Here is a 12,972-nt window from a genome sequence, read left to right on the forward strand (position 1 = left end):
AATATCATGAACACAATATTAAGAGGACCTTATTTCATAAAAATACGCTTTGAAAATGATTTTTAATTCTTTTACGAAATAAAAGATATGGGAACAGTACATTAAAAAAAGAAAAATAAAGATTCATTCATATGAATTTTTTTTTACTTAAAAAAAAATAGAAACGAATATCAATTTTGCAGAACTTTAACGATACGTTTACTCTATTTTGTAAATATGGATTGGTAATGCGGGCCTATAAACTATTTTGATTGATTATAGGGCAAATTCAGTTCATTTTGTTGGGTTTTTCATGACAGTTATTCAGCTTCAAAAAGATTTCATTCGTACTCCCTCACAGATGCCATGGCGCAATAAAATTTTTAAAGGAGATTGTGTTGCCGTTTTAGAAAAATTGCCAAAACATTCCGTTGATATGATCTTTGCGGATCCCCCCTATAATTTGCAATTGGATGGGGCGCTATACCGTCCAGATCATTCGCTTGTTGATGCGGTTGATGATGCATGGGATCAGTTTGAGAGTTTTGCTGCTTATGATGCTTTTACCCGCGCATGGTTGCTTGCGTGCCGTCGTGTGTTAAAACCCAATGGAACGCTTTGGGTTATCGGATCTTATCATAATATTTTTCGAGTTGGGACAGCCTTACAAGATTTGGGTTTTTGGATGCTTAATGATATTATTTGGCGCAAAAATAATCCGATGCCTAATTTCCGAGGGCGCCGCTTTCAAAATGCCCATGAGACGCTTATTTGGGCTGTGCGAGATCAAAGAGATAAAAAGTATACCTTTAATTATGATGCCCTAAAAGCAGCAAATGAAGATTTACAAATGCGTTCAGATTGGCTTTTCCCTCTCTGCACTGGAGCTGAACGTTTAAAGGATGATGCAGGGCGTAAATTACATCCAACACAAAAACCACAAGCGTTATTAGCGCGTATTATTATGGCTTCTAGTAAACCTGGTGATGTTATTCTTGATCCGTTTTTTGGTTCGGGAACAACGGGTGCTGTTGCCAAGCTCTTAGGGCGTGATTTTGTTGGGATTGAACGCGAGCAAGATTACATTGATGCAGCATGTGAGAGAATTGCGGCGGTTAAACCTTTAGCGCAACCAGAACTGGCGATTTTGGATAGAAAAAAAGCAGAACCACGTGTAGCATTCAATAGTTTGCTTGAAGCAGGTTTACTCTATCCTGGAGAAGTTCTTTATGATCGCAAGAAGCAAGTATCTGCTATTGTAAGAGCTGATGGTACGATTATGCATGGTGGTGAAGCAGGTTCCATTCACGCAATGGGAAGAAAGGCTCAAGATTCACAGAGTTGTAACGGTTGGACTTTTTGGTATTATGAGGAAAATGGACGGTTGAAGTCCATAGATCATTTAAGGATGATCATACGTTCACAAATGTTAAAAACGGGTGTCTTATGAACTAAGATAATCGTTTCATTTTATTGACCATGTGTAGCAGCTCTTAATTGAGAGAGACATGCGGGCAATTTATGCCTTTTTGAGCGTTATTTATATGCTAGTTTTACTTGCAAGCGGCAAGCAAGTATTTTTATGTTTCTTGTAGAAGAAATTAAAATGAAGAAGTTTCACTCTATGTTATCATTTAAGTTCCAAAATAGTCAAATTGTCAATCGATATACTTTTATGAAAATGAAATAACCGAATCAAAAAATTCATTAAGAAGTTTAAAATTAAGTGCTTTTTTTGAGGAAGCATCTGAATCTATGGATATGTGTGCAATATTGCAATATATTGACTTATAAAGATAAGTTGGAATTATTCAACTTGAATGATAGCCCCCCCACGTATCGTCAGATTTTCTCATTTCAAATCTATCTTTATATTGAATCAATCAAAATCACTTTCTTGCGTGTCATAAGTAGGGGGCGGGTGAGTAAAAATTGCTAAAGAAAGGAGTAAAAGTACCTCTTATGAACTATCTCAAGTGCCCAAGGGCTGTCGACAACATTGGAGATTGGGCAAAGTGTGTGATGGTGCCGGTTTGCTCCTTATATTAAGTGAAAAGAGGATAAATCCTGAAATTTAAATCTAAGCTTTCTAAGCTTTTCTATCCCTTCTTAATTTTTATCTGTAGAAAAAATTGATCATTTCACTTCCTTAAATTTTTCTTTTACAGAGGAAGAAATAGTCACTAGAGATAGCACAAGTTTCTGTGAGCAAAAATTTTATAGGGAAGGTTATTAAAATCTGAAAGAATTGGGAAGTGCTATGGAGATTGCTTTTTTCATAACAGTAGGGAGCGCTTCTTTGGCAAGATGCTGAATGTTGCACCACCAACCATTATCACAATTCATTTCATGAATATCCTCAGTATAGTAAACATCGAGTTTTAGAGAGAAGTGCGTAAAAACATGGGTAATTTGTCCTTTGAATTGCCAATTGGCGGTAAAGGGTGCGTTTTGGAGCCCATTTTCGTTGTTTATGCCAATATTATTAGGAATTTGGGTCATTCCACCAAGAAGTTTTTGCGTCTGTCGTTTTTCCAAATAAATTTGTCTCTTTTTATTAAGGACCACAAAAGCAGTCCCTGTTTTTGAAGGGCGTTCTTTTTTAGGAGCTTTGACTGGAAAAGCTTCTGTTTGTTGCATCTTTGCGGCTTTACATAAACTTTGAAGAGGGCAGATATAACAAGATGGTTTGCGTGGAGTACAAATTGTTGCTCCCAAATCCATCATTGCTTGAGCAAAGTCGCCAGGACGATTTAAAGCAGTAATTTTTTGTGTTTGTTCTTTAATTTCAGCTTTTGCTTTTGGTAATATTGAAGTGATAGCAAAAAGGCGAGCGACCACACGTTCAACATTACCATCAACCACTGCTACAGGGTGGTTAAAAGCAATTGCGGCAATGGCCGCGGCCGTATAATCTCCAATACCCGCGAGAGTTCGCAATGCTTTTACAGATTGTGGAAATTGTCCCGCGTAGTTTTCAACAAGCTGTCTTGCACATTTTTTAAGATTACGTGCGCGTGAATAATAACCAAGTCCAGCCCATGCTTTCATGATGTCTTCTTGTGAGGCTTTTGCTAAAGAAGAAAGATCAGGCCAAAGTTTCAGAAATTTTTTAAAATAGGGCTTAACCGTTTCAACGGTTGTTTGTTGAAGCATGATTTCAGAAAGCCAAACTTGATAAGGATCAGGACGGATACCTTGTTTTTGCTCTTTGGGGGTAATCCGCCATGGGAGATGTCGGTGATTTTGATCGTACCAAGAAAGGAGGTGCGAAGAAATTTCATACATGATTGTTTTCAAGCATAGGGAGATGTAAAATGCAAAAGAAAAAAGCATTTATTTGGTAATTCATATTTTTTGCTCTTTATATTTTTATTGTCGAGATTCTGGTGAGGAGAGAATTTCTATTGTGTTGATATTTTATAAATTGGGAAAGCGATAATTTTTAGATGAAACAAATGATTGTAATTGAGTAAATAGTTGAACAATGATCTAAAAATGAGAAAACAACACAAAAAACATGCTTTTTATTCTCTTTCTGAGACGGTATTGAAAATACTTGATCCAGTTTTACGCAAACGGACAGGGCTTAATGTCGCGCTTATAGAGCATTGGTCACAGATTGCGGGCTATGATATCAGTGAGCATACAATGCCCCTTAAAATTATTTGGAAACGTCGCGCAGATCAAGATGACATTTTTAAGCCAGGAACACTTGTTGTCGCATGTGAAGGATTTGCTGCATTAAAATTGATGCATGAAACAGAGGAATTGCTTCATAGAATTAATGGATTTTTTGGCTATATTGCTATTGATCGCATCAAGATTGAGCAAAGGAGTATGCCGGTTTTTATGAATCATATGCCTCTAAAGACAGCATTGAGTGAAAAAGACAAAAAATGCTTGGAAAAAATGCTTGAAGGAATTGAAGATAAAAGCTTACGCCAATCACTTTATGAACTTGGCTGTTGCATTTTCTCGGAAAAAAATAATAAATAGCAAGATATTTTATATATTTTTCTTTAATATATGAGAAAGCATTGGATTCCTATTCGTTTAATAACAACAGAAAAGTATTATTTATGGTAAAATATCGCTCTTTTTTATCTTTCGGAATAATTTTTCTCTTCATAACGATTGTACAAAACAGTGTAACAGTTGCTTTAGCTCACGGGGTCAAACCCGTTGCAACAGTGGATATGGCTGAGCTTCTTCAATCGGGTAAAGTAAAGGATCGCTTTGAGGGAGAGGTGGATGCACCAGTCATCATTGTTGAGTATGCTTCGTTGACATGTACGCATTGTGCGCATTTTTATAATGATATCCTTCCTCAAATTCGTAAAAAATATATCAAAACAGGAAAAGTGAAAATGATTTTCCGCGATTATGCTTTTGATCCTCGGGCAACAGCAGGTTTTATGTTAGCACGATGCGCACCAGAAGATCGCTATTTTCCTTTGATAGAAGTTTTATTTCAAAAACAAAATGAGTGGGTTTGGGGAAAAGATGCTCTGACACCGTTGAAAAAAATTAGCTTAATGGCGGGTTTTACAGATGAAAGTTTTACTGCGTGTCTGAAAAATCAGTCCATTTTAGATGAAGTGAATGCATCTTTTGAGCGTGGTAAAGAACTTGGTGTCACAGCAACGCCTACTTTCTTTATCAATGGTGATAAATATGAAGGTGCTATGAAAGTAGAAGAGTTTTTTTCGGTGATTGATAATCATCTTAAAAACTAAATTTTAATCTTCCAGAAGGTGGATAAGTGAGACTTGTGGTCCTTTTTCTTTTGGAAGGATTGGTATTATGCATTTATGAAGCGATATTTTTTGTTTTACCGATTTTAAAATCAAAACATTGCTTTTAAATGAGCCTAGGTTGAATGAAGTTTTGATGCTAACATGGGAGGATTTGTACAATGAAAAAATGGGTTTATAGTTTTGGAGATGGCAGCTCAGAAGGAAGGGCAAGCGAGCGTAATCTTCTCGGAGGTAAAGGCGCTAATTTGGCAGAAATGAGTAATCTTGGTTTGCCTGTACCGCCCGGTTTTACTCTGACAACAGAAGTTTGTAATTTTTATTATGCCCATGACAAATCATATCCAGAAGAGCTACAAGAATCTGTGAACAAAGCACTAAGACGCGTTGCTGAACAAACAGGACGTGAATTTGGTAATGAACAAAGACCACTTTTGCTTTCTGTTCGTTCAGGGGCACGGGCTTCTATGCCAGGGATGATGGATACAGTGCTGAACCTTGGCATGAATGATGAAACTGTAAAAGCGATTGCTTTACAAGCCAATAATGAACGTTTTGCTTATGATAGTTATCGGCGTTTTATCCAGATGTATTCTAACGTTGTTTTGGGGTTAGACCATTCGTATTTTGAAGAGATTCTTGATGAAGCAAAAGCACGCAATGGTTATACTATTGATACAGAAATGACAGCAGATGATTGGAAGAATGTTATTATTTCTTATAAAACCTATGTTGAAGAAAAATTAGGAAGCCCTTTTCCACAAGATCCGGAACAACAGTTATGGGGGGCGATTGGAGCCGTTTTTTCAAGTTGGATGACAGCACGCGCAGTTACTTATCGTCGTTTACATAGCATTCCTGAAAGTTGGGGAACGGCAGTTAATGTGCAAGCGATGGTTTTTGGTAACATGGGAGAAGATTCGGCAACAGGTGTTGCTTTTACACGCAATCCGTCGACAGGGCAAAAAGAACTTTACGGTGAATTTTTAGTAAATGCGCAAGGAGAAGATGTTGTGGCGGGTATTCGAACGCCTCAAAATATTACAGAAAATGCACGTATTGTTGCTGGTTCAAATAAGCCGTCTTTAGAAAAAATCATGCCCGAAGCTTTTTTGAAGTTATGTCAGATCGCACAAAAACTTGAGCAGCATTATCGGGATATGCAAGATCTCGAATTTACCATTGAAAAAGGTAAATTATGGATGTTGCAGACTCGTTCAGGAAAGCGCACAGCGCGTGCGGCTCTCAAGATGGCAATTGAAATGGTTGAAGAGGGGTTAATCAGTCGTGAAGAGGCTGTGATGCGTATTGATGCAAAATCACTTGACCAACTTTTACACCCAACATTGGATCCCAAAGCAGAACGTTTGATTATCGGACGTGGTTTACCGGCTTCTCCTGGAGCCGCAACGGGTGAAATTGTTTTTACTTCAGAAGAGGCAGAAACAGCATTGGCAGAAGGGCGCAAAGTTATTTTGGTCCGTGTAGAAACAAGCCCAGAAGATATTCATGGGATGCATGCTGCTGAAGGAATCTTAACAACGCGTGGCGGCATGACAAGCCACGCTGCTGTTGTAGCACGGGGGATGGGAAAGCCATGTATTTCTGGTGCTGGCAGTGTGCGAATTGATTATAACGCAAATACACTGCTTGCCTCAGGAGAAAGTTTTAAAAAGGGTGATATTATCACGATTGATGGTGGAAGTGGGGAAATTTTTAAAGGGAAGGTCGCGATGTTGCAGCCTGAACTTTGCGGAGACTTTGCAAAGTTGATGGAATGGGCTGATGGGATGCGACGTATAAGAGTTCGTGCTAATGCTGAGACACCATCTGATGCCCGTATGGGGCGTTCTTTTGGGGCTGAAGGTATTGGTCTTTGCCGTACGGAGCATATGTTTTTTTCTGGTGAACGTATCGTTGCCATGCGTGAAATGATTTTAAGTCATGATGAAGGTGGACGTCGCAGAGCGTTAGACAAGCTTTTGCCAATGCAGCGTTCAGATTTTAGCGAATTATTTGAAATTATGTGTGGTTTGCCTGTGACCATTCGCTTGCTCGATCCACCACTCCATGAATTCCTGCCAAAAACCGATGCAGAAATTCTTGAAGTTTCAAAAGCTATGGGGGTTTCTGTGGAAGCGCTTGCTGAACGCGCACAGCAGTTGCGCGAATTTAACCCTATGCTTGGATTACGAGGATGTCGTTTAGCCATTACTTACCCTGAAATTGCTGAAATGCAAGCGCGGGCGATTTTTGAAGCAGCAGCAGAAGCTGCTCAAAAATCTGGATCTCCTGTTATGCTTGAAATTATGGTGCCACTTATTGCGCTTAAATCTGAACTCGATTTTGTCAAAGCGCGTATTGATCAGGTTGCTTGGGAAGTGATGAAAGAAAAGGGAAGCTCTATTCAGTATATGGTTGGGACAATGATTGAGCTTCCAAGAGCAGCGCTTCGAGCCGATGAAATTGCTGAAACGGCAGAATTTTTTTCATTTGGAACAAACGATTTGACTCAGACCACTTTTGGAATTTCCCGTGATGATGCTGCTCCTTTTTTGGCAACCTATTTTCAAAAAGGCCTTCTAGAACAAGATCCTTTTGTATCTATTGATCGTGATGGCGTAGGGGAACTGATTGCCATTGCTGCACAGCGTGGGCGCTCAAAGCGTGCAAAAATAAAATTGGGAATTTGTGGTGAACATGGAGGCGATCCTGCTTCTATTGCTTTATGTGAAGAAAATAACCTAGATTATGTTTCATGTTCTCCTTTTCGAGTCCCAATTGCTCGTCTAGCAGCAGCGCAAGCAGCAATAGCAAAAAGGATATAACGGGTTAATATTTTTTATTGTATTGTTACCACTGAAATAAATTTTTATGGACATTCTTTTATTTTTATTTCTTTCCTTAAAAAAATAAAAAGCATTTCTAGAATCCCCTATAATTTATAGCATGTGAGAAAGTGTATTTTTGAGAGGGGTATGCGAGAAAATATAAAGCAGGATAGAACAAAGATGTATTATTAATATACTTTCAGTATTGACGGGAATTTTGATAGAGAGTGACACACTATTGTGTAGTTGATTCACACATTTGCTTTTTAATAGGGGGGTGTGGTCTTCTCACCCAAAACAGAATGTTCCAAACAAATGCATTTATTTTGTGCATTTATGGATTGTTTTGAAGAAACGTCTTTTAACCCATTTCACGTCATCACTCGTGAAATGGGATTATTTAAAATTCCCTGAAATTATAAAATCCCCCCCAGTGTTTATAAAGTCCTCTGTGCGCTACTATCGTTATGCTTATAAAGAAATATCAAATTTATATAAGATATTGATTATAATAATAATTTTAATTTATCATATTGAATGAGAGCCCCAACTATCATAAGATTTTCTCATTTCAGCTTTTTTATAATTAAATCAATCCAAACCAAGTTTTTTGCTCTTTACAGGCCGGGAGAACCACGTAGATAAAAAATAAAGCAAGGATATGCCTCTTATGAATCGTTTCAAATGCCAAGAGTTGTCGCAACATTGGAGATGGGTGTCGTGTGTCATGATGCCAGCTTTCTCTTTTACAAGCGTAAGGATGATAGCGCACAGGGGGAACTGCTATTATATTATTCACGGATATTGTTGCAAAATAGGTTTGGATACTTTGAGAGATGTTTATTTCAAAGAAAGCCCCGTGAATGGCAAAGTATATTCCATTTGGGATGTTTTATTTTACGTGAGGGGGGATCCCAAAAAGACACGTGATAAATAAAAGCGTGAGGCAATAGGTAATTTCCATTATTTAAAAGAAGATACGGCTTTAGATGTCTTTAAAAGCCGTAAAGTTAAATGAAGAGAAAATGACCAAGATGGCAAATGATTTCTACTCTTAAAACTTTTATATTCTGCCCAAATTAAGCTACTTTCCTGTTTTAAGAGATTACACAAACAGGGGGATGTACGCGCTTGCACCCATTTGGCATACAAAAGCGACAACAGCAGAGAAAGCGCCTTAGTCTTTATCTCAAACATTCGATTGAATGTTGATTAACAAGCTATATCAAAAGCACAGGCTTTTTTAGGAAACAACACCATAAAATACAAAATTTTCCAATTATGGATTAAAGAAATGTGCCGGCTTTTTATAAAACATTTTATGAAACAACAGCCATAATATCACTAGCTTTTTATCTCCTTATTCTTACAGATATTTGGATATATCCTTTGCGTTATATTCACAAAATCAAATTGACAGTAAATATGGATTATTTCTGGCTTGAGAATATGAAAGGAAGGTGTGATACAATAACAAAATTTCGTATTTTTTGATCACCAGAAGCAATAAAAATTTTAAAGTAAGTACCTTTGCTTTCTTACAATGATTTCTTTTTTCTGCAACCGATCGTGGTTTCCTTGCGAGTAAATTATATGGTTTAATATGGAATGCATAAGAAAATCATTCTGATTATTTAAGATAAAAAGGTTTACGGTAAAAAAATATTTTCGTATTCGGGGGCATTAAGCAAGCAGATGATAAATTATCATTATCAATCAAGAGATTGTTTTTATAATATAGACGATTAGCTTTAATTTAATAAACCAATTTCATGCATTTTCATTAAAATTGTGGGATTAATTTTTCCTGTGATAGGCAGATCAAACATTTTTTGAAACTGTTTTAAGGCTTCTATGGTTTTTTGATCTTCTATTCCTGTGACAAGAACTTCCTCATGACCAAAATTACGTAAAGCTTTTTGCACCTGTAAAATATCTTCAACAGAAGGATCTAAAATAGCTTCTTTCGAATTTGTTATATTTTTTGTTGTTGTATCATTTGCCATTTCTATTTCGCTCTGCTTAATTAATATTGCAATTTCATCTGTTGTGGCGTTGTGTAAAATATCGTTTTGCTTTTTTTGAGTAGCTTGTTGTTTCCATAAAGCGATAGCACGACGCGTTTTAGGTCCATCCAGTCCATCTAAAGGGCCATCATAAAGTCCTAATTCTGCGAGTTCTTTTTGCTTTTCCAGCATATTTGCTGATGGAGGGGGAAAAGGTGAATTTGTTTGGGGATGACTTGGAGAATGTACAGAAGCCACACGAGAGGGGTCTTGTGATTTTGTTTCTTTTTCAGATAGATCAGAGCTTTTTCCTATATTTTGAGCAGAAGAAAACTTTATTTGAGTGAAAATATTTTGATGTGTTGTCATTTGAGAAAATAAAGCATTAAATGAAACAAATAAAAAACTAATGCTAAAAAGAAGAGATCCAACAAAAAATAAAGTATTTTTTCGTGTATAGAAATAAAGAGTTTTTGCACTCCAAAAAATAAAATGAAAAATTATAAGAAGAAGAGTAATAACAAGACTACGATGGTATTTACGATGTTTTATAGTTTTTTTTCGGGATGTTTTGCGCTTTGCTGTCATTAGTTTTTATTTTCAGTTGCGTTTATTTTTCACAAAAAAACGAATGTAAATTATTTCTTATTTCAAGCTAGAAAGAAGTGCACTGATATTATTGCTTTTTCCTTTCGATTTTCTAGAATAAGCAGCTTCATTATATCCATTTAAAAGTTGATAAATCAACAAGAGCTCTTATCAACTTTTATTCATTTCATATTTTACAAATCTTTAATCTGTATAAAGAAAGCATCAAATGATTAACACTCAAGACCTTGTAGTGTTTTCAAACGAGCATTATCACATCTAATCATGTAAACAATAATGCTACGTTATTCTTCATTTTTGACGCATATGTTTGCTATTCTTTAAAATCAAGTTGAGAATATTTTCCTATAACGCCAGAATGATGATAGTCATTATTATTCTTTATATTTTACACAGAGAGGGTTACTTATCCGTAAACGGTTTGATAAGGGCAATTACCTCTTAATGGTATTATATTTTGGTATAAATTTCTTCTATTCATATTCAATCATTTTCATAAGTATCAATTAAATTGATGTTTACAATGTTGTAGAAAAAGTCTTGGTTTGAGATAGAATCATAAGAGATGCCTCTATTTTTTTATATTTTTATCGATATGAGAGTCAGAATAACAGAGTTTGACACTTCTCTAGCCGTTTCAACTAAGCTTAAAATGATAAATTATCATTTAAAATGAGTATGGACACAATAGGGAAAAGAAATTAGACGATGTGTTTAATCCTTATTTCATCGCTACATTTTTTTATGGGATAAAAGGCTACAAACGTGGATTGTACACTTTCTACCCCTTATGCACGATCATAATTATGTCTCTTATTTTTTTGCCGAATAGACAATATATCCCATTTTTATATAGCGGCATCGTATCATATTTATAAAAAGACTAATGATATAGGTCCAATAAATGAATACTCAATTTTATAAAAAACTCATTTTATAAATTTTTTATAAAGAAGCAGTTTGTAAAATACCCCTTTTATTGCCTTTACCACTGCGGTAGATTAATTGCTCATGATACGTTTTTTAATCAAATTATCTTGTTTTTTGTTTTTTGTTTTTGTCATTATTTCATTTTTTGTAGTAAATCCAAGCAGTAACCATTCTTCTAACTCAAAAAATAATGAGACAACAACAAGCGATGTAATTATTGCTTTTAAGGAAGCTTTAAATGACTTAGGAACATTTTGTGACCGTAATAAAGAAACTTGTAAAGTAGGAAAGTCCTTTTTAAGTTTACTTCGCGAACGCGCATATTACGGTGCAAGAGCTGTTTATGAATATTTAGGAGACATATTAGGGCATAAAAATAATATAGAGGTTTCTCCTAATGCTTCTCATAAAATGGAAATAAAAAAATTCTTACAAAATCATACAATGTTATCTTAAAATAAGAATTTTTAACGTTCTCCATATTCGTTATGTTAGGAAGATAAATATTGATCTACCCATAATATATTCAACATGATGATTAAAAGGAAACAGGACTAAGATAATGGCGGAAATAATCGACAACATTATAGAAAACTTTTCGCTTTTGGAGAGTTGGGAAGATCGTTATCGTTATGTCATGGAGCTTGGCCATGAGTTACCACCTTTTCCAGAAAGTGCTCGAAACGATGCCCACAAAGTTCCTGGTTGTGTTAGCCAAGTATGGCTTTTATCGTCACGTAATAATTCAGAAGATCCAATATTAACGTTTCAAGGTGATTCCGATGCCCATATTGTGCGTGGACTCATTTATATTCTTCTTGCTTTTTATTCAGGTAAAAAAGCCTCTGAAATTCGCAACTCTGATGCTCAAGACCTCTTTGAAAAACTTGGTTTAAATGAAAATCTTACACCACAACGATCCAATGGTTTAAAATCAATGATCAAACGAATTCGTAACGAAAGCTCTATATAATTCCCCTTCTAAAAATCACTATATACACAAAAAATATGCACTCTAAAAAGCAACTTTATATATATAAATCTCTACAAAAACTACTTTTTCGCAAAACACGACTATTTAGCTTTTTTCCGTTTGCTTTTGCGTCCAAGCCCCATTTCTTTTGCTAAAGCTGATCGTGTTTTTGCATAATTAGGCGCCACCATAGGATAAGAGCTGTCTAACTGCCATTTTTCACGATATTCCTCTGGCAACATTCCATAATGTGTCATGAGATGACGCTTGAGAGATTTAAATTTTTTGCCATCTTCAAGACAAATGAGATAATCAGGAAATACCGAACGCTTTGGATTAACGGCAGGCCGTTGTTTCTCAGCTTCGACTTCCGTTAATTCTAGATTCCCTGCTTTACGAAAAGCAGCATGGACATCAGCAATCAAACTTGGCACTTCAGTCGGTCGAATAGAATTATTACTCACGTAGGCAGCAACAATATCAGCAACCAATGTAATAACTAAATTGCTTTCAGTCTCTAAGACTGCACGATGTTCCATTCTTGTTTCCTTTAATTTAAAATCGAGTAATCCAAAGTCGAGATATAGTGCATATACTCATAATATAAAGATCCGATGCACATAAGTTTCATATTGTACAAAAATCTTTTTTGTCAATTCAATTATTTTATAAAATTGCCAAAACACAAAAAAATCAAATAAATACCTCTTTTTTGTCATAATATACAATAAGAAAAACAAAATTCTTACATATTAAAATATAGTTTTATTCTATAATATATCATTTATATATATGATATATCATAAATATAAAAAAATATAAGATAAAATTTATTTATTTTTTTTGAGAATGTAAAAATAAAATTACAAATTATAAAAATAATAGAT

The 12,972-nt window shown here is 35.5% G+C and carries 9 protein-coding genes; 6 read left to right on the plus strand and 3 right to left on the minus strand.

The annotated features are described in order from the left end of the window. The first annotated feature begins 340 nt into the window (after positions 1-340). The gene (locus PVV70_RS04645; RefSeq protein WP_404977260.1) at positions 341-1,429 is read left to right on the plus strand and encodes a site-specific DNA-methyltransferase; all 1,089 of its coding nucleotides are present in this window, start codon (positions 341-343) and stop codon (positions 1,427-1,429) included. Positions 1,430-2,211: 782 nt separating this feature from the next. Here the strand turns inward: PVV70_RS04645 and mutY are convergent. Next, entirely contained in the window at positions 2,212-3,315 is a 1,104-nt protein-coding gene (mutY, locus tag PVV70_RS04650; RefSeq protein ID WP_273758130.1) for an A/G-specific adenine glycosylase, read from the minus strand. 162 nt (positions 3,316-3,477) lie between these two features. Here mutY and PVV70_RS04655 point away from each other — a divergent pair, with 162 nt between their 5' ends. The 3 genes from PVV70_RS04655 (at position 3,478) to ppdK (ending at position 7,564) form a co-directional block, all read left to right on the plus strand. Next, positions 3,478-3,978 (plus strand): DUF721 domain-containing protein, encoded by a 501-nt coding sequence (locus tag PVV70_RS04655; RefSeq protein ID WP_273758132.1) that lies wholly within the window; start codon positions 3,478-3,480, stop codon positions 3,976-3,978. A gap of 83 nt (positions 3,979-4,061) precedes the next feature. Then, on the plus strand, positions 4,062-4,718 hold the full coding sequence (locus PVV70_RS04660) for a DsbA family protein (protein ID WP_273717664.1): 657 nt from the start codon (positions 4,062-4,064) through the stop codon (positions 4,716-4,718). A 179-nt stretch (positions 4,719-4,897) separates the two neighbouring features. Further along, on the plus strand, positions 4,898-7,564 hold the full coding sequence (gene ppdK / locus PVV70_RS04665) for a pyruvate, phosphate dikinase (protein ID WP_273758134.1): 2,667 nt from the start codon (positions 4,898-4,900) through the stop codon (positions 7,562-7,564). Between the two features lie 1,754 nt (positions 7,565-9,318). Here ppdK and PVV70_RS04670 read toward each other — a convergent pair. Beyond that, entirely contained in the window at positions 9,319-10,161 is an 843-nt protein-coding gene (locus PVV70_RS04670; RefSeq protein WP_273758135.1) for a peptidoglycan-binding domain-containing protein, read from the minus strand. Between the two features lie 1,032 nt (positions 10,162-11,193). Between PVV70_RS04670 and PVV70_RS04675 the strand changes: the two genes are divergently transcribed. Continuing rightward, positions 11,194-11,568: a DUF5330 domain-containing protein gene (locus PVV70_RS04675; RefSeq protein ID WP_273758136.1), complete on the plus strand. Its 375-nt coding sequence runs from the start codon at positions 11,194-11,196 to the stop codon at positions 11,566-11,568. A 106-nt stretch (positions 11,569-11,674) separates the two neighbouring features. Then, complete coding sequence (locus PVV70_RS04680; protein ID WP_273758137.1) at positions 11,675-12,085, plus strand: SufE family protein; 411 nt, start codon at positions 11,675-11,677, stop codon at positions 12,083-12,085. Between the two features lie 101 nt (positions 12,086-12,186). On the opposite strand, the gene PVV70_RS04685 is transcribed toward PVV70_RS04680, so the two are convergent. Next, the gene (locus tag PVV70_RS04685; RefSeq protein ID WP_005773912.1) at positions 12,187-12,624 is read right to left on the minus strand and encodes a MucR family transcriptional regulator; all 438 of its coding nucleotides are present in this window, start codon (positions 12,622-12,624) and stop codon (positions 12,187-12,189) included. Positions 12,625-12,972 lie beyond the last annotated feature (348 nt).

This window comes from Bartonella sp. AU55XJBT (genome assembly GCF_028618525.1).